The 17,626-nt window shown below is 61.4% G+C and carries 13 protein-coding genes; 1 reads left to right on the top strand and 12 read right to left on the bottom strand.

Going from position 1 to position 17,626, the window contains the following annotated elements; all coding sequences use genetic code 11:
- Positions 1 to 21: 21 nt before the first annotated feature.
- From HMPREF2919_RS00645 to dapB, 9 genes are all read right to left on the bottom strand, one after another.
- Positions 22 to 243 carry a DUF3046 domain-containing protein gene (locus HMPREF2919_RS00645; RefSeq protein WP_049351797.1) on the bottom strand — a complete coding sequence of 74 codons (222 nt, stop codon included), beginning with the start codon at positions 241 to 243 and terminating at the stop codon, positions 22 to 24.
- Between the two features lie 145 nt (positions 244 to 388).
- Positions 389 to 796 carry a helix-turn-helix domain-containing protein gene (locus tag HMPREF2919_RS00640; RefSeq protein ID WP_012903910.1) on the bottom strand — a complete coding sequence of 136 codons (408 nt, stop codon included), beginning with the start codon at positions 794 to 796 and terminating at the stop codon, positions 389 to 391.
- A gap of 270 nt (positions 797 to 1,066) precedes the next feature.
- Positions 1,067 to 1,657 carry a CinA family protein gene (locus tag HMPREF2919_RS00635; protein ID WP_070665701.1) on the bottom strand — a complete coding sequence of 197 codons (591 nt, stop codon included), beginning with the start codon at positions 1,655 to 1,657 and terminating at the stop codon, positions 1,067 to 1,069.
- 100 nt (positions 1,658 to 1,757) lie between these two features.
- Entirely contained in the window at positions 1,758 to 2,405 is a 648-nt protein-coding gene (gene pgsA / locus HMPREF2919_RS00630) for a CDP-diacylglycerol--glycerol-3-phosphate 3-phosphatidyltransferase (RefSeq protein ID WP_070665698.1), read from the bottom strand.
- A 200-nt stretch (positions 2,406 to 2,605) separates the two neighbouring features.
- Positions 2,606 to 5,800: an FtsK/SpoIIIE family DNA translocase gene (locus HMPREF2919_RS00625; protein ID WP_070665696.1), complete on the bottom strand. Its 3,195-nt coding sequence runs from the start codon at positions 5,798 to 5,800 to the stop codon at positions 2,606 to 2,608.
- 257 nt (positions 5,801 to 6,057) lie between these two features.
- The gene (locus HMPREF2919_RS00620) at positions 6,058 to 7,773 is read right to left on the bottom strand and encodes a ribonuclease J (RefSeq protein WP_070665693.1); all 1,716 of its coding nucleotides are present in this window, start codon (positions 7,771 to 7,773) and stop codon (positions 6,058 to 6,060) included.
- Between the two features lie 388 nt (positions 7,774 to 8,161).
- Entirely contained in the window at positions 8,162 to 9,097 is a 936-nt protein-coding gene (gene dapA / locus HMPREF2919_RS00615; RefSeq protein ID WP_070600699.1) for a 4-hydroxy-tetrahydrodipicolinate synthase, read from the bottom strand.
- Between the two features lie 193 nt (positions 9,098 to 9,290).
- Positions 9,291 to 9,953, bottom strand: a complete 663-nt coding sequence (locus HMPREF2919_RS00610; RefSeq protein ID WP_070665690.1) for a tetratricopeptide repeat protein — start codon at positions 9,951 to 9,953, stop codon at positions 9,291 to 9,293.
- A gap of 9 nt (positions 9,954 to 9,962) precedes the next feature.
- Positions 9,963 to 10,733 (bottom strand): 4-hydroxy-tetrahydrodipicolinate reductase, encoded by a 771-nt coding sequence (gene dapB / locus HMPREF2919_RS00605; protein ID WP_070665687.1) that lies wholly within the window; start codon positions 10,731 to 10,733, stop codon positions 9,963 to 9,965.
- A gap of 253 nt (positions 10,734 to 10,986) precedes the next feature.
- Here dapB and HMPREF2919_RS00600 point away from each other — a divergent pair, with 253 nt between their 5' ends.
- On the top strand, positions 10,987 to 12,933 hold the full coding sequence (locus HMPREF2919_RS00600) for an acyltransferase family protein (RefSeq protein ID WP_070665684.1): 1,947 nt from the start codon (positions 10,987 to 10,989) through the stop codon (positions 12,931 to 12,933).
- A 206-nt stretch (positions 12,934 to 13,139) separates the two neighbouring features.
- Here the strand turns inward: HMPREF2919_RS00600 and HMPREF2919_RS00595 are convergent, their stop codons facing one another.
- The 3 genes from HMPREF2919_RS00595 to rpsO form a co-directional block, all read right to left on the bottom strand.
- The gene (locus tag HMPREF2919_RS00595; protein ID WP_005507100.1) at positions 13,140 to 14,471 is read right to left on the bottom strand and encodes a M16 family metallopeptidase; all 1,332 of its coding nucleotides are present in this window, start codon (positions 14,469 to 14,471) and stop codon (positions 13,140 to 13,142) included.
- A gap of 200 nt (positions 14,472 to 14,671) precedes the next feature.
- Positions 14,672 to 16,891 carry a polyribonucleotide nucleotidyltransferase gene (locus HMPREF2919_RS00590; RefSeq protein WP_070665682.1) on the bottom strand — a complete coding sequence of 740 codons (2,220 nt, stop codon included), beginning with the start codon at positions 16,889 to 16,891 and terminating at the stop codon, positions 14,672 to 14,674.
- Between the two features lie 392 nt (positions 16,892 to 17,283).
- Positions 17,284 to 17,553 carry a 30S ribosomal protein S15 gene (gene rpsO, locus HMPREF2919_RS00585; RefSeq protein WP_005507098.1) on the bottom strand — a complete coding sequence of 90 codons (270 nt, stop codon included), beginning with the start codon at positions 17,551 to 17,553 and terminating at the stop codon, positions 17,284 to 17,286.
- Between the last annotated feature and the right edge of the window lie 73 nt (positions 17,554 to 17,626).

The following is a 17,626-nucleotide window of genomic DNA, read 5'->3' as shown; positions in this document are numbered from 1 at the left end:
AGAACACGCCAGGCTCACTACCTAGCGCAGCGGTTCCTTATCCGGACCCAGGCGGCGCTCCTGCGGAATCTCCTGCTCATCACAGATCGCCAGCCACACATCCCTCGGGTTAACGCCCTGGTCCAGCGCCTCCGCAGCGGTCACATGACCCAGCGAGCCCAGCACCAGGTCCCGCGCAAGTACCGGAGCATACCCGGCACCGAACTCATACTCCATGCACGCCCAAAATTCGCTCAGCTTCACAAGCGCTCCTTCCGCTTCACCGCTAGTTTGCTTCATAATTCGTCACATCGCTCGGTAATAAACCGAGAATAAGCGATGCCGCACACCCACCTTACGGGGATGCACGGCATCGCTTCACGTTTAGTGCGGCATGTGCCGCCTCGCGTTACTTCGAGAGAATGTAGTAATCGCTCTTGTACTGCTCAGACATCTCAGCCGGAACAGTATCCGGGATCTGAACGCCCTCGAGAACCGCCATACGGTCGGCAACCTCACGCAGCATCTGGGACATCGGAATGTCCAGAGCCTGGCAAATCCATGCCAGCAGTTCGGAGGAAGCTTCCTTCTGACCGCGCTCAACTTCGCTCAGGTAACCGAGGGAAACACGGGCACGCTGGGAAACCTCACGCAGGGTGCGGCCCTGACGCTGGCGAACGTCGCGAAGGACCTCACCGATTGCCTGTCGCAGGGGAACAACCTTGGCTTCCTCAACGACCGGGGCGGCCTGTCGGGGGGTCTCCTCGATTTCCTTCCACTTAGTAATGCCATTAATCGATACGCGCTGCTTAGCCATGAGCTTCTATATCACTTTCCTGAGTAGGTATTCCCGACGCGCGGGACTGTACAGAGTTAAGCCTAACTGATTTTTGAGGCATGAGCTAGGAGCCTCGCCATTTTCGTCCTCTTCTTATGGCTTGTATCTATTCAAACAGGCGAACCTATGCCTTTATTCCCTCGGAGCTGAAAGAACCCTGTGAATATATTTGAACCGTAAAATTTTTTCTCAGGTAGGCGCTGCACAGACGACTACACAGCCGTTCCAGGCGCCGCACAGCCCGGCACGCTACGCCAGCTCGTCCTTCAGAACCCCACCGGCGCCGCCGCGCACCGCACGCGCCAGCAAAGCAATCGCATCCGCGCTCGCCGCCGCACGAATCTGCGCCCGGTCCCCCGAATAGTGCCGCTCAAACACCTCAGAACCGGACGGGGAACACACACCAATATAGACCGTACCCACCGGCTGACCATCCGCAGAATCAGGACCGGCAACACCCGTGGTCGACACCGCATAATCGGCACCGCACACACGCGCCGCACCGACCGCCATCTGCACCGCCACCGCAGGATGCACCGCTCCCTCACGTGCCAGCAGCTGAGCGTCCACGCCCAGCACCTGAGACTTCACCTCGTAGGCGTACGAAATCACGCCGCCGCGGTAATACGCGGATGCGCCCGGCACCGTACAAATCGCACCGCCCACATCCCCGCCGGTCAGCGACTCAGCCGTCGCCACCTGCACCGGCCCCTCCTGGGCGGCGCGCAACTGCACCGCATCACGTAGCAGCAGCGCCGCCGCCTCCGGGGTGCCGGAGAAAACCTCAGCGGAGGAAAGCTCAAGGGACAGAGCGTCTTCAAGTACGAGGGGAACCATCATTCTCTCCTTTCAGCGGCGCACCGCCGCCCAAAACCTCACGCGGCACGCAACGCACCGCAGGTACAGCGAAGGGGAGCAGCACATGCCACTCCCCTCGCCTCTACTTACCGCCGCTCTGGGAGGCCTGAGCCTGCAACCAGTTACGACGCAAAATATACGCATCACGCACATACACCAAGCCGGTCCACACGGTAATCGCGGTGACCGCGCCCATCAGAACCCAACCCGGAAGCAGCCAGCCAATACCCAGCTGGCCCAGCGGCAGAAGCATCAGCACCAGCGCCACCGTCTGCAGAACGGTCTTAATCTTGCCGCCCTTACTAGCGGCCATCACACCGTACTTAATGACGAACAGACGCATGATCGTAATGCCCCACTCGCGCAGCAGAATCACAATCGTGACCCACCACCACAGCTCGCCCAGCGCCGACAGCACAATGAACGCCGCGCCAGTGAGGAACTTATCGGCAATCGGGTCAGCAATCTTACCGAAGCTCGTAATCAGGTTACGCGAGCGCGCCAGGTAGCCATCCGCCCAGTCCGTGAGCATAGCAAGAATAAAAATAATCCACGCCAGCCAGCGGTGCGTCGGATCAGCGGCACCAAAAGTACCGCCCGCAACCAGGGCAACAATGAAGAAAGGAACCGCAATAATACGCAGAACCGTCAACACATTCGGCACATTCCAGTTCGAAGGCTTCGCTGTGCTGACCGCACCGGCGGGTGCGGAATTGCGAGCTTCACTCATAACGGCTCCTTACGGGTAGATGGCTTTCGACGGTGAGAGACCGCGTACGCACCGACACCTAAACGTATCGGGGATACGCAAACACCCCGTACCGTCCATTATACGTGTGCCGTAGCAGACATCACAGGGATGATACGGGGTGCATGTCGCACGCTCACTCAGCTGAGTGGACTCAGCCGAATGGATAGGGCGCTGAGGGGCTAGCGGCCGGTCAGCTGCCAGGCGTCCTCCGAGCCCTCATCATCGGGCTCATCGAAATAGTCGGTGACCGGCTCGCCCGGGTCCACGGCATTCGCGTAAGGGTCAGCAGCCGGAGGCTCCTCACCGCGAATACGCGCCAGGGTCGCCTGCAAGTCATCCGGGCGGATGAGCACCTCACGTGCCTTCGAGCCCTCCGAGGGGCCCACCACGCCCTGCGACTCCAGCAGGTCCATGATGCGGCCAGCCTTCGCGAAGCCCATGCGTAGCTTACGCTGCAGCATCGAGGTCGAACCGAACTGGGTCGTAATCACAATCTCCGCCGCCTGCAGCAGATCGTCGAGGTCATCGCCGATTTCCTCATCAATCTGTTTCTTCGCGGCAGAGACCATCACGTCCTCACGGTAGATGGTCGGCGCCTGCTTCTTCACGTGCTCAACCACGGCGTGAATCTCAGACTCAGACACCCACGCACCCTGAACACGCATCGGCTTCGAAGCACCCATCGGCAGGAAGAGCGCATCACCCTGACCGATCAGCTTCTCCGCGCCGGGCTGATCCAGCACCACGCGAGAGTCAGTGACCGAGGAGGTCGCAAACGCCATACGAGACGGAACGTTCGCCTTAATCAGACCGGTCACCACATCCACCGACGGACGCTGGGTCGCCAGCACCAGGTGAATACCCGCCGCACGCGCCAGCTGCGTAATACGAACAATCGCCTCTTCCACGTCACGCGGGGCGACCATCATCAGGTCGGCGAGCTCGTCAACAATCACCAGCAGGTACGGGTACTCGTGCACCGTGCGCTTGCTACCGGGATCGGGCTGAACTTTACCCTCACGCACCGCCTTGTTGAAGTCGTCCACGTGCTTGTAGCCGTAGTGGGCGAGGTCGTCGTAGCGGGCATCCATCTCACGAACCACCCACTGAAGAGCCTCAGCAGCCTTCTTCGGGTTCGTAATGATGGGCGTAATCAGGTGCGGAATACCCTCATAGGCAGTCAGCTCCACACGCTTCGGGTCAACCATCACCAGGCGCACTTGGTCCGGGGTTGCACGCATCAGAATCGAGGTAATCATCGAGTTCACGAACGAGGACTTACCGGCACCGGTCGCACCGGCGACCAGCATATGCGGCATCTTCGCGAGGTTCGCCAGCACGAAGCCGCCCTCAACGTCCTTACCCACACCCATGACCATCGGGTGCTGGTTCGCGTGAGCCTGCGGGGAACGCAACACGTCGCCCAGGGCCACGGTCTCGCGGTCCGTATTCGGAATCTCAATACCGATTGCGGACTTACCCGGAATCGGGGACAGAATACGAACATCCGGGCTCGCCACAGCGTACGCAATGTTCTTGCTCAGCGCGGTCACGCGCTCCACCTTCGTGGCGGGACCCAGCTCAATCTCGTAGCGGGTCACGGTCGGGCCGCGCGAGAAGCCGGTGACCTGCGCATCCACCTTGAACTGCTCCAGCACGTTCGTCAAAGCTTCAACCACGTGCTCGTTGACTTCGGAGGATTCCTTAGCGGGCGGGCCAGAAACCAGCATCTCCTCAGAAGGCAGCACGTACGCGCCGCGGGAGGACTGCACAACCTGCTCGCCGCGCGCCCGCTCGGTGGTCGCCACCTGAGTATTGTTCTGCAGCGGGCGGGATGCGCCAGCCTCGGGCGCTCGCGAAGCCGCGGGAGCCGCGTTCTTCGGGTGAGCACCCGGCGAGTGCATGCGGGTCGGAATCGGAGGCTGAGCCGCGGGTGCGGCAGGAGCCTGGGACGCGGAAGCCGAGGCGGCAGACTGCGCAGGGTTCACCACCTGGTGCGGCTTAGTCTGCGGTGCAGCTTCCTCAGAAGCGCCGAAGCCGTCATATGCCTCAACATCAAAGAGAGGCTCCTCGCCAGGAATACGGTTCACGCGGCCGTTCGCCACAGCGGCGCGCTGCACCTGATCCAGGCGGGCTGCGGGCGCATCCGACGCCTCAACGTCGAAGAGGTCAGGGCTGCTCGAATAAGCACCGTTCTGTGCAGAAGTACCCTGGGCGGACGTACCCTGCGCGGCCGGTGCCTGGTTGAGGCGACCGGGCAGACGGGACAGACGGTTCGGCTTAGCCGCCGGGCGCGTCTGCTGAGCGGATCCCTGCGCAGAATCCTGTGCAGAGTCCGCCGGCTGTACCGGCATCTGCGTGGTCTCCGGGTGAGTCTCATCCACCACGGCACTCACGAATGCTTCATCACCGGCGTACTCGTCCAGGGAAGAATCGGTCGAGGCAGCGGGAGCAATGCCCAACCAACCGCGCAGACGAGAGAACAGGCCGCCAGACTTCGGAGCCGTACGCGCCGGCTTCTCATCCTCGTACAGGTAGCTACGGTCGTGCTCCTCAGCGTTCAGATCCACGGTCTGAGTCGCATCCGAAGGGCTATCCTTCGCGGAGGTTCGAGTCGTGCCGTTAGGCTTCTCACCCAGAGCCAGACCGACCAGGTGCAAAGTACGCGGCACCACCTGACGAATCGGGGTATTCGTCAGAACCATCAGACCGGCAATACCCAGTAGCAGGTGAATCAGAATCTCAACGAACGCAATACCGCCGCTCACACGCACAATGGGGGTGCCCAGCAGCACGCCAGCCACACCACCACCAGCCCAGACGGCGTCAAAACCATCCGCGAAGGTCGGGTGACCCGCATGGCGAGCAAAGAACAGGGAGGTCGCCACCAGGATGATGAAGGAGCCCAACGCCACGCGGTTATTACGTTTAATCAGGTCGGGTCCACGGAAAACGCACCACGCCATGATGAGGCAGAGCACCGGGACCAGCAGGGCGCCCTGACCGAAAATACCGCCCAGCATGGTGTGCCAGGCGTCCAGGGGCGCACGCAACAAACCGAGGGAGGTGTGGGCACGCCAGTTGTACCACTCCACTCCGGCGCTAATCAGGCCGAACAGCAGGATGGTGAGCGCGCCGCCGTCACGGCGGTCTTCGGGCGCAAGGTCGGTGCGCACCGCGCCGATGGAGCGGAAGAGCCCACCGATAGCGTGAGCGATGCTCAGCCAGACGGAGGAGATAGCACCCGCTACAGGGTTCGCCGCGTTGGCACCGCGCTGGGCACCGCCTCGGGAGGTGGTGCGCTTGCGGGTGGTCTTCTTAGTGTTTGCTTTAGTAGAGGTCGTGTTACGACCCTTCGTGGTCCGTGGAGCCATACCTTTTAGGGTATCAACCTTCCCGTTAATGTACCGATTCTTTCGTTATCAGTGAGCTAAAAAGTGTGCCCCGCACTGTGTCTGTGAGGGCATTGATAGGGCGCTGATGAGGCGCTTCTCCCCTGCTATGTTCGCTTTCGCGCAGCTTTCGCGCAGCTTTCACCCATCCGTTCGGCAGATACACAGCAGGCGGGGCCGACACAACGTATCGACCCCGCCTTTTCGCTGTTTACGGGCAGCTAGCCTCGCGCAGAGTGTTAGTTCTTCGCGGCCTTCGAGGTGTTCTCAACAACCACGGGAACAATCATGGGCTTGCGGCGCAGACGGCGAGAAATCCAGGCACCGATGGTGCGGCGCACAATCTGCTGTAGTTGCTGCACGGTGTGTACCTTCTCGGGTGCGCGGTGCAGAGCATCCTCCAGAGCGGCGGTAATCTTCGGAACAATCTCGTCAAAGACCGAGTCGTCCTCAGCGATACCGCGAGCGTGAATATCCGGGCCGGTCACCACGCGCTTAGTTGCGCGGTCAATGACGGTCACGATGGACACGAAGCCCTCTTCACCCAGGATGCGGCGGTCCTTCAGGTCGCTCTCGGTGACCTCACCGACGGAGCGGCCGTCAACGTACAGGTACTCGCAGGTAACCTCGCCCACCACGGACGCCACGCCATCGCGCAGATCCACAACGGTGCCGGACTCGCAGAGCAGCACGTTCTTCTTCGGAACGCCGGTCTCCATCGCCAGGTCACCGCTGGCAATCAGGTGGCGAACCTCGCCGTGAACCGGCATAACGTTCTTCGGCTTGAGAATGTTGTAGCAGTAAAGCAGCTCACCCGCGGCAGCGTGACCGGAAACGTGAACCTTCGCGTTGCCCTTGTGCACCACGTTAGCGCCCAGCTTCATGAGGGCGTTAATGATGCGGAAGACGCTGGTCTCGTTACCGGGAATCAGCGAGGAGGCGAGCACCACGGTGTCGCCGGGCTCAATCTGAATCTTGTGGTCACCGTTCGCCATGCGCGACAGTGCCGCCATCGGCTCGCCCTGCGAACCGGTGCACATCATCACGATCTGGTCGGGGCGGTAGTCGTCAACCTTCTTCAGGTCCACCAGCACGTTAGCGGGAACCTTCAGGTAGCCCAGCTTCTCAGCAATGGTCATGTTACGCACCATGGAGCGGCCCACGAGCACGACCTTGCGGCCACGCTCAGCGGCTGCGTCCAGCACCTGCTGCACGCGGTGAACGTGCGAGGAGAAGGAAGCCACAATGATGCGGCCGCTTGCGTCACGGAAAACGTTCGACAGCACCGGACCGATGTGCTTCTCGGTCGGGGTGAAGCCGGGAACCTCAGCGTTGGTGGAGTCCGGCAGGAACAGGTCCACGCCCTCCTCGCCCAGGCGAGCAAAGTGGCGCAGGTCGGTCAGGCGACCATCCAGCGGCAGCTGGTCCATCTTGAAGTCACCGGTGTGCAGAACCTTGCCGGCCTTGGTGCGGATGTAGACAGCCAGCGCATCCGGAATCGAGTGGTTCACAGCAACGAACTCACACTCGAACGGACCGAAACGCTCCACCTGGTGCTCCTTCACCGCGAGGGTGTAGGGCTTGATGCGGTGCTCGGCGAGCTTCGCCTCAACCAGTGCCAGGGTCAGTTCGGAACCGACCAGGGGGATGTCGGGGCGGCGGCGTAGCAGGTAGGGAACCGCGCCGATGTGGTCCTCGTGGCCGTGGGTCAGCACCATGGCAACCACGTCGTCCAGACGGTCGACAATGTAGCTGAAGTCGGGCAGGATCAGATCCACGCCGGGCTGGGACTCTTCGGGGAAGAGCACGCCGCAGTCAACAATCAGCAGCTTGCCGTTAATTTCGTACACGGTCATATTACGACCGACTTCGCCCAGGCCGCCCAGGGGCACCACGCGCAGGGTGTCCTTCTTCAGGCGGGGAGGGAGGGGAAGATTCGCTTCAAAGACGCTCATCGTGTGTCTCCTCTTTCTTCTATGTTTTCTTGTGATGTCTGTGATTCGTAGGCGACGCTTCGTACCGCAAGCGCTCCCGCCGGTTCGGCTCTCATGTGCCGAGGCGGAGGTGCTGCCGGTGCGTCCAAATCACCGAAAGTATTTAAAAGTATTGGGGGCGTACTGCGCGGGTGCCTCTGCCTAAGTTACGTCCCTGTCTGAGTGGGGGCCGAATCATTGGGCGGTAAACCGTGGCAATACGCCAGAGCGGACCCCTCACCTAGTGTTAGGTGTGGAGTCCGCATCCGTTGGCTACAACATGCGCCCCAAAAGTGGGGTGTGACGGTAGCCGAAGTCCTCTATATATACGCGCTCTACACGATAAGTTGTGCAGGTTCTGCGTCAAAGTTTAGGAGTTCTTGAGGGTGTGAGCGATGCTCGAGGAGAGCAGGTCAGCTCGCATAGCCTGAGCAACCTCCGGTTCGGAGAGTACGTGCGGCAAGCGAACGACGGGCTCATCCAGCACACCCTGCCAGGAAAGGATTTCCTTGGCAGCAACGCAACCGGGGGCACGACCCATGGTTGCTCGGACAATCGGAGTCAGTTCCAGGTGAAGACGCTGAGCCTCCACCAGGTCCTGTGCAACGACAGCATCAATCAGGGCACGGAAGAGTGCAGGTGCCACGTGTGCGGTCACCGAAACGAGGCCGACGGCGCCCATTGCCATCCAGGGAAGGGTCAGTCCGTCGTCGCCGCTGTAGTAGTGCAGGTCGGTGGTTGCCATGACCTCGGTTGCGGCACCGAAGTCTGCCTTGGCGTCTTTCACCGCTACAATACTATCAATTTCTGCAAGGCGACGGTAGGTTTCGGGTGCGATGGGGATGCCCGCACGACCCGGAATATCGTACAGCATGACGGGGGTCTCAGTTGCTTGAGCAACGGTCGCAAAATGGGCGTAGACACCCGGCTGAGTCGGCTTGTTGTAGTAGGGGGTCACGACCAGCAGGCCGTCCACACCAATCTTTTCGGCGCGATGCGCCAGCTCAATAGTGTGCGCGGTGTCATTCGAACCAACACCGGCAATAATCTTCGCGCGAGAGCCGACGGTGTCCTTCACAATCTGGAAGACGCGCTCGTTCTCGTCATCGGTCATGGTGGAGTATTCACCGGTGGTACCGCAGACCACCAGGCCGTCGTGGCCGTTCTCCACAAGGTAGTTCGCCAGGTCTGCAACCTGCTTTTCATCAACGGAGCCGTCCTTCGCGAAGGGGGTCACCATTGCGGTCAGGAGGCGACCGAAGACAGGTTCAACAAAAGTACCGGGGTTCGAAAGGTTCTCAGACATATGTCCAGAGTACGCCCGAAATGCAGATTTTTCCGTTAGAACGCATAAGTTTTCATGCGTGTTCTACTATTCGGACTCTTTCAAACCCGCGGTACTTCCACGAGAGCCTATGAAACCGGGCACATAGCCTCGGCGTTATCAGTCTCATACCGAAAATAAATGTGGCATTGACTAGGGATCGCAGGGTCAGAGCCTAACGCATGCCCTTCGCCTGACCGCCCGAACGCAACGCCCACGCGTTACGCATCGCCGCACGGGCACGCTTGCGCTCGCCGCCCGCATCGTACATGCATGCCAGGTTGAACCAAGCCTTCCAGCTATTCGGCTCCTGCTCCACCGCCGCCGCGAAGCTCTCAAACTCCACCGCCGCAGCCTCACGGTCCACACGACCCGCCGGGGTGCGAGGCAGGGTATCCTCCGCAAGCTCACCCGAAGCAGCCAGCTCCTGAGCCATACGCTGAATACGAGCGCCGAAAAGCACCTCACGCACCAGCGCCCACGCACCCAGAATCGGCAGCAAAATCATACCCGCGCCAAGCACAATGCCAGCCACCGAACCGGAGGTGAGCATCACGAACCCCTGCTGCGCAATATGCGCCAGGTACAGGGTCAGCAGCGCGCAAGTCAGTGCCGCGAAGGTCTTACCCCAGCCGCCGGCATCCACCGTCACAAAGACGGCACTAAAAATCAGCACGCCCAGGATAGAGGCACGCGCCGCCAGAGGCAGCGGCAGAATCAGCACGGTCAGCACCATCAGCACGCAGGCGCAGACAGTCCACAAACGTAGCGAAGTCCACCAGGGGCTACGAGCCTCGGAAGATACCGGCGAGGTGTCGGGTGAAGTCTGTTCAGACAATATTCTCTCCTAGGACAAATCCATGTAGGCGTCCAAGCCCACGCTCAAACCCGGATGCGCCGCCACCTCACGCACACCCAACAGCACGCCGGGCATGAAGGAGACACGGTCAAAGGAATCGTGACGAATCACGAGCTGCTGACCGGGGTCACCCAGCAGAATCTCCTGATGCGCCACCATGCCGCGCAGACGCACCGCGTGCACGTGAATATCGTCAATCACGGCGCCGCGCGAACCCAAAGGGTCGGAGGTGGTGGCGTCCGGGCTTGCACCCACGCCAGCCTCCGCGCGGGCGGCGGCAACCTTGCGGGCGGTGTGCACGGCGGTGCCGGAGGGGGCATCCACCTTGTTCTGGTGGTGAATCTCGATGATTTCTACCGACTCGAAGTAGCGTGCCGCCTTCGCCGCGAACTCGGTTGCCAGGATCGAACCAATCGCAAAGTTCGGGGCGATGAGCACACCCACCTCGGGGTGCTCCGCCAGCAGCTCGCGCAGGGAGTCAAGACGCTCGGGGGTCCAGCCGGTCGTACCCACCACAGCGTGCATGCCGTGCTCCACCGCAAAGCGCACATTCGCCTCGCTGGATTCGGGAACGGTCAGGTCAATCACGATCTCGGCACCAGCATCGACCAGCTCCTGCAGGTCGTCGCCGCGGCCCAGTGCCGCCACCAGGTCCATATCAGCGGAGGTGTTGACGGCGCGCACCGCCTCGGAACCCATACGCCCCGCGGCACCGAGTACCGCTACCTTCCAGATTTTTTCGTCAACCTCGTGGGCCATCTTCTCTCCTCCGTAGCTTTTGTGCACCCCGACTATGGGGCAGACGCTGTGACGTACAGCCTCTATTATCCCCCGTGTGGGCGCGGTGCACGCCATCGCACACGCTGGGTGAGATACCCCGCGGAACCTCAGCGGTCTAAAAAGCGAAGTAATCTAACCGTCATACAAGCCGTTTAATACGCTATCTAAAGTTAGCAACCATATAATTAGGAAGTATTTCTATAATTTCCATCCTACGGAGTGCTTTGACAGTATGAAGTCCCTCTTTACCTCCTCCGTGCGTCCAGATGAGGCTAACCGGCGTTATATTCTGCCGGGTCTGGACGGTCTGCGAGCAATCGCTGTGCTCCTCGTGATGGTGTACCATTTCTGGCCCACCGTACTACCCGGCGGCATGATCGGCGTGGATATTTTCTTCGTCATCTCCGGTTTCCTGATTACCTCCCTGCTTCTGCGTGAAGGTGCTCTCACCGGCAAAATTGCCCTGGGCAACTTCTGGATTCGCCGTGCCCGCCGACTACTTCCCGCCATTACCCTGCTGATTCTGGTCATGGGACCGGTCAGCCTGCTCATTGGCGGCGATATTCAGGTGAACCTCGGCCGACAGCTCGCCGGTGCGGCGACCTTCTCGTCCAACTGGATTTCCATTTTTGCCGGTAATGACTACTTCGCGCAGACCTCCCCGGAGCTCTTCACGAACTTCTGGTCCCTGGCGGTGGAAGAACAGTTCTACGTGGTGTGGCCGCTGCTGATTGTTGCGGCTGGTCTGTTGCTGCGCCGCCGCTGGCGTCGTTTTAGCGTGGTCATGGTGCTGGGTATTATTGCGTCGCTGAGCACCGCCACCGCTCTTCTGATGTCTGGCGCACCCATTAGCCGCGTCTACTACGGTACCGACACGCACCTGTACGGCCTGCTGCTCGGCGCCCTGCTGGCGTTCGCGCGCCCCTGGTCGCTGTACCCGCCGCTGCAGCAGTCCGTGCTGTACCGTGTGGCTCAGCCCTTCGGCCTGGTCGCGTTCGCCCGCGTCATGATTAGCTGGCTGTCCCTGTTCGCGCTGATTCCCTACGCAATTCTGGTTCCCGAGTCGGCACCCGGCGCGATTCCCTGGGGTCTGTTCGGCGCCTCCCTGCTGGCGCTGGGCGTGATTCAGGGTATGCTGCCCGACATGCTCGCTGGTGCCTCCGAGATGCTGCGCCGCCTGCTGAACTTCGCGCCCCTGCGCTGGGTGGGCGAACGTTCCTACGGCCTGTACCTGTGGCACTGGCCGCTCGCCGTGGTCATGCACTACCTGATGGGTGCGGACCGCTCCCCGCTGGTAAATGTGGGCGTTTTGGTGGCGACCTTCGCGATTGCGGAGATGTCGTACCGCTGGGTTGAGACCCCGATTCGCCGCTACGGTTTCCGCGGTAGCGCTAACCGTGTGGTGGCGGCTTTCCAGTCTTCACGCACTAGGCTCCTGCCGGTTTCGGTGGCTCTTGCCGTTGTTGTGGCTGCTGCTTCGACCGGCCTGGCGGTGCACACCGCTCCGGCGATGACTACCGCCCAGCAGTCCGTTGAGGACGGCAAGCGTGCCGCCGCTGAACGCCTGAAGGCTCGTCAGGAGGCGCAGGCTGCGAGCGCATCGGCAAGCCCGAGCGCTGCGGGCAAGGACGCGAAGGCTTCGGCAAGCCCCTCGGCTTCTAAGGCTGCTACAGGTTCGGTGGATTCTTCGAAGGTGACCATTGTGGGTGACTCCATTGTGGTGGCTGTGTCCCCCGAGCTGTACGACAAGATGCCCGAGGCATCTATCGATGCGGCTGAGGGACGAACCATTGCTAAGGCCCTGCCGATTATTAAGTCTATGGGTTCCAACGGCCAGATCCGTAAGACCTTCGTGCTGTCGGTGACCGCGAACTCGACCATTCTGGATGGTCAGCTCGACGAGGTTCTGGCGGCTATGCCCGCCGATTCTAAGCTGGTGCTGGTCACCGGTTACGGCCCGCGCAACCTGACCTGGATTGACTACTCGAACGGTAAGATTCGTGAGTTTGCGGCTCAGCATTCTGATCGTGTGATCATTGCGGATTGGAACTCTACGATCCGCCAGGCTCTGCAGACTCAGAGTGGTCTGCTGGCCTCTGACGGTGTTCACCCTGAGGTTGCTGGTCAGGAGCTCTACGCCCAGGTGCTGATGGAAGCTATTGCCAAGGCACAGAAGTAGTAGCTCTCAGCGGTAGCTTTTTCGGTTCTGCCGCTCATGCTGAGCGTCAAGAGCATGGGCGGCAGAACACTCGGAAGCACTTCTTGGAAGTATCTCTTCGTAGATACCGATGCACACAAAATGCCCGTTCCCTCCCCCGCTTTGGTGGGGTGTGGGAACGGGCATTCTATGCCTTACCAGCGTTGTACGTTAGGGATGTTCAGGGGTTAGCGCACGATGGTGGTAATCATCTGCTGCTGCCCCAGGTACGCCGCCAGGTCGCGAACCTCCTCCAGGGAGACCGCGCGAATCTTCTCCAGCAGCTCATCGGTGCTGGTGAACAGTCCAGAGTCCAGCTCGGCGCGACCCAGACGGGACATGCGCGATCCCGAGTCCTCGCTACCGAGCACGGTGGAACCAGCCAGCTGGCCGCGGACCTTCGTCAGCTCCTCCTCGGTAATACCGGCGGTGGCGAGCTTATCGAACTCGTAGCCCATAACCTCGCGCACCTGCTCGGTCTTAGCGGGCAGGCAGCCCGCGTACATGCCGAAGTAGCCGGCATCCGAGTACGCACCGGAGAACGCGAACGTGCTGTAGGCGAGGCCTCGCTTCTCACGAATCTCCTGGAACAGGCGCGAGGACATGCCCGCACCGAATGCGCTGGTCAGCACGCTCATCGCGTAGCGGCGGTCGTCACCGGCGATAATGCTCGGGCAACCCATCACAATGTTGGTCTGTTCGAAGCCCTTCTCCACCTCACGCAGCTCACTCAGCGGAACAATGCCGCTGTCGGTGCGTACGCGACGCGGTGCCGGTGCCACGCCCTCCTGCAGGTTCCAGCCGTAGCGGGTCAGCGCCTCCAGCACGAGGCGGACCATGGTGCTATGCTCCAGCGAACCTGCGGCAGAAATGACCAGGCGGTCCGGGGTGTAGTAGCGCTTGTAGTGCTCCCACACGGCGTCACGCGGCACCTCGGTAATCTCCTGCGGGGTACCGCCGATGGGGCGGCCCAGCGGGTTCTCACCCATAAGCTGCTCCACGAAGTTCTCGAAGGCAACGTCGGTCGGGTCGTCCTGGTCCATGGCGATTTCTTCGAGGATCACGCCGCGTTCCTGTTCCAGGTGAGCCGGGTCCAGCAGGGCGTTGGTGACCATGTCGGTGATGACGTCCACCGCCATGGGCGCGTCATCGTCGAGCACGCGCGCGTAGTAGCAGGTGTGCTCCTTAGCGGTCAGGGCGTTAGATTCGCCGCCTACCGCGTCGAAGGAGGATGCAATGTCCAGGGCGGTGCGGGTGCCGGTGCCCTTGAACAGCAGGTGCTCCAGGAAGTGGGTGGAGCCAAGCATGCCGGGGGCCTCGTCGCGGGAGCCGACTCCCACCCAGAAGCCGATGGATACGCCGCGGGTACCGGGCATTTTTTCGGTAATCACGCGTACGCCACCGGGCAGGATGGAGCGGCGCACCTCATTGCCGCCTACACCTTCGTAGATGAGGCGGCCGTGCTCGTAGTTGAGCTCTTCGGCAATCGCCTCAAGCTCGACGGGCAGGGAAATAGACATAGAGAGAAGAACCTTTCAACAGGTACGTCTGAAGGTAAGCATTCCCGCCCCACTACCTGTAGGCAGTCCCACAGTTGGTGGGGCGGGTGAGCATCAAAAGATGCAGGGCAAGCACAGCGAAGGGGCGCCCGGTGCATCCGGCGGGGAATGAACCGCACCGGGTGCGCCGGGCGCCCCTCATCACTTAGCGGGGGTTACGACTACTCGTCGTCGCCACCCTCAACGACCGGTGCCAGCGAGAGCTTGCCGCGGTCATCAATCTTGGTGATTTCCACCTGGACCTTCTGGCCCACGGAGACAACGTCCTCAGCGTCAACAACGCGCTTGCCGCCGTTGAGCTTACGCATCTCGGAGATGTGCAGCAGGCCGTCCTTACCGGGGGTCAGGGAGATGAACGCACCGAAGTCGGTCACCTTCACCACGGTACCCAGGTAGCGTTCGCCAACCTCGGGAACCTGCGGGTTAGCGATAGCGTTCACTGCCGAACGTGCTGCCTCTGCGGAGGGGCCGTCAGCTGCGCCGATGTATACGGTGCCGTCGTCCTCAATGGAGATGTCTGCGCCGGTGTCTTCCTGAATCTGGTTGATCATCTTACCCTTGGGGCCGATGACCTCACCGATCTTGGCGACCGGGATCTTCACGGAGATAATGCGCGGTGCGAACTCGCTCATCTCATCCGGTGCGTCAATCGCGCTGACGAGCACCTCGAGGATGTGCAGGCGAGCCTCACGTGCCTGGGTCAGTGCGCCAGCGAGCACGGATGCGGGGATGCCGTCGAGCTTGGTGTCCAGCTGGATAGCGGTCACGAACTCGGAGGTACCTGCAACCTTGAAGTCCATATCGCCCAGTGCGTCTTCCGCACCGAGGATGTCGGTCAGGGCTGCGTAGCGGGTCTCGCCGTCAACCTCGTCAGAGACCAGGCCCATTGCGATACCTGCAACGGGTGCGCGCAGCGGCACACCGGCGTTCAGCAGGGACAGGGTCGATGCACAGACCGAGCCCATGGAGGTCGAGCCGTTGGAGCCCAGAGCCTCAGAGACCTGACGGATTGCGTAGGGGAACTCTTCGCGGGAGGGCAGCACCGGGGTGATTGCGCGCTCTGCGAGTGCACCGTGGCCGATTTCGCGGCGCTTGGGCGAACCCACGCGGCCGGTCTCACCGGTGGAGTACGGCGGGAAGTTGTAGTGGTGGATGTAGCGCTTGGACTTGAGCGGGTGCAGGGAGTCCAGCTGCTGCTCCATCTTGAGCATGTTCAGGGTGGTGATACCCATGATCTGGGTCTCGCCACGCTCGAAGAGGGAGGAGCCGTGCACGCGGGGCAGGATTTCAACCTCAGCGGTGAGCTGGCGGATGTCGGTCAGGCCGCGGCCGTCAATACGGACCTGCTCGGTGAGGATGCGCTGGCGCACGATGTGCTTGGTCAGGGCGGCGAATGCCACGTCAACCTCGTCGGCGCGCTCTTCGAATTCCTTACCCTCGCCGGTCAGGGCCTCCTTGAGGTCTTCCTTCAGCTCAGCTGCTGCTGCTTCGCGCTCCTGCTTACCAGCGATGGAGTACACCTCGACCAGGCGGTCTGCGGCGAATTCCTTCACGGCTGCGTCCACGTCCTCGCCGTGGCCGCCGAAGAAGGGCAACTCAAGAGCGGGCTTGCCGGCGCGGGAGGCCAGGTCAGCCTGGGCCTTGCACAGGGCGGCGATGAAGGGCTTAGCGGCTTCCAGACCCTGGGCGACGACCTCTTCGGTGGGGGCGGTCTGGCCGTCTTCCTTGATGAGCTTCCAGGAGTTGTCGGTGGCCTCAGCCTCGACCATCATGATGGCGACGTCTTCGGTACCGTCAGCCTTGGTGACGATACGACCGGCAACAGCCATGTCGAACACGGCGTTTTCCAGCTGGGAGTACTTGGGGAAGCAGACCCACTGGCCGTCAATCAGTGCCATGCGCACGCCACCGATGGGGCCGCTGAAGGGCGCGCCGGAGAGCGTGGTCGATGCCGAAGCCGCGTTGATCGCGAAGGTGTTGTAGATTTCGTCCGGGTTGTAGGTCAGGACGGTCACGACGACCTGCACCTCGTTGCGGATGCCCTTGGTGAAGGCGGGGCGCAGCGGGCGGTCAATCAGGCGGGCTGCCAGAATGGCCTCGGTGCTGGGGCGGCCTTCGCGGCGGAAGTAGGATGCCGGGATCTTGCCGGCTGCGTACATGCGCTCTTCCACGTCCACGGTCAGCGGGAAGAAGTCGAAGCCCTCGCGGGGAGACTTGCCGACCACGGTTGCGGAGAGCAGGGTGGTCTCGTCATCGATGGTGACGAGCACCGAGCCGTTAGCCTGCTTGGCGAGACGGCCGGTTTCAAAGCGCACGTGGCGCTTACCGTGAATGCCGTTGTCGATTTCAACTTCAGCAAACTTGATTTCGGGACCTTCCACGGTTCCTTCTTTCTTCTTGGTAGGCCGTACGGCGCACGAGTCGGCCTTCGATAGGAAACCACGGCACCGCTCCCCTACATATGCCGATTTTTATCAGCAAGGTTGTGGGGTGGTGTTGTTCCGTAATTCGCTACCGAGGACCGCGGCGTGTGTGCCGGCACGGCCTTCTGTTCTTTCTTTCAGGTGAGGCGGCATCTTCTAACGCAGCTTTGGAATCTAGCCAAACATCTAGCTAGGAATTTAGCCAGCGGAAGATGCGCCCCTCAACGCGGCAGTACGGACGCGCTGGCGCTACCCGCCTCCGTGATGGAGGGTTGGTAGTGCTGACAGCACGTCCGCACACACCGCCTAAAGGCGATTAATCACCACAAAAGCGTCAAGACGCTCCTGTTTTATCGGCGCAGGCCCAGGCGCTCGATCAGCGAACGGTAACGCTCGATGTCGACGCTCTTCAGGTAGCCGAGCATGTTGCGGCGACGACCAACGAGGATCATCAGGCCACGACGGGAGTGGTGATCGTGCTTGTGGAACTTCAGGTGCTCGGTCAGGTCGGCGATACGACGAGACAGAACTGCAATCTGAACCTCGGGCGAACCGGTGTCGCCCTCGTGGGTTGCGTATTCCTTGATGATTGCCTGCTTGACAGCGGGATCCAGTGCCACTTTTAACTCCTAGAGTTAGTACCGCATACGTCCCGTACGGACGGTTGCCGCCGGGTGGTGGGCTTACGCCCTG

The sequence above is a fragment of the Rothia sp. HMSC068E02 genome, assembly GCF_001813565.1.
In the GTDB taxonomy this organism is placed as follows: Bacteria; Actinomycetota; Actinomycetes; order Actinomycetales; family Micrococcaceae; genus Rothia.
This window is presented reverse-complemented; position numbering and strand designations above follow the sequence as displayed.

What these genes read in the sequence shown, in the direction of transcription:
- HMPREF2919_RS00640 (WP_012903910.1), bottom strand. Translation starts at nt 796, where the DNA reads ATGGCTAAGCAGCGCGTATCGATTAATGGCATTACTAAGTGGAAGGAA.
- HMPREF2919_RS00635 (WP_070665701.1), bottom strand. Translation starts at nt 1,657, where the DNA reads ATGATGGTTCCCCTCGTACTTGAAGACGCTCTGTCCCTTGAGCTTTCC.
- pgsA (WP_070665698.1), bottom strand. Translation starts at nt 2,405, where the DNA reads ATGAGTGAAGCTCGCAATTCCGCACCCGCCGGTGCGGTCAGCACAGCG.
- HMPREF2919_RS00625 (WP_070665696.1), bottom strand. Translation starts at nt 5,800, where the DNA reads ATGGCTCCACGGACCACGAAGGGTCGTAACACGACCTCTACTAAAGCA.
- HMPREF2919_RS00620 (WP_070665693.1), bottom strand. Translation starts at nt 7,773, where the DNA reads ATGAGCGTCTTTGAAGCGAATCTTCCCCTCCCTCCCCGCCTGAAGAAG.
- dapA (WP_070600699.1), bottom strand. Translation starts at nt 9,097, where the DNA reads ATGTCTGAGAACCTTTCGAACCCCGGTACTTTTGTTGAACCTGTCTTC.
- dapB (WP_070665687.1), bottom strand. Translation starts at nt 10,733, where the DNA reads ATGGCCCACGAGGTTGACGAAAAAATCTGGAAGGTAGCGGTACTCGGT.
- HMPREF2919_RS00600 (WP_070665684.1), top strand. Translation starts at nt 10,987, where the DNA reads ATGAAGTCCCTCTTTACCTCCTCCGTGCGTCCAGATGAGGCTAACCGG.
- HMPREF2919_RS00595 (WP_005507100.1), bottom strand. Translation starts at nt 14,471, where the DNA reads ATGTCTATTTCCCTGCCCGTCGAGCTTGAGGCGATTGCCGAAGAGCTC.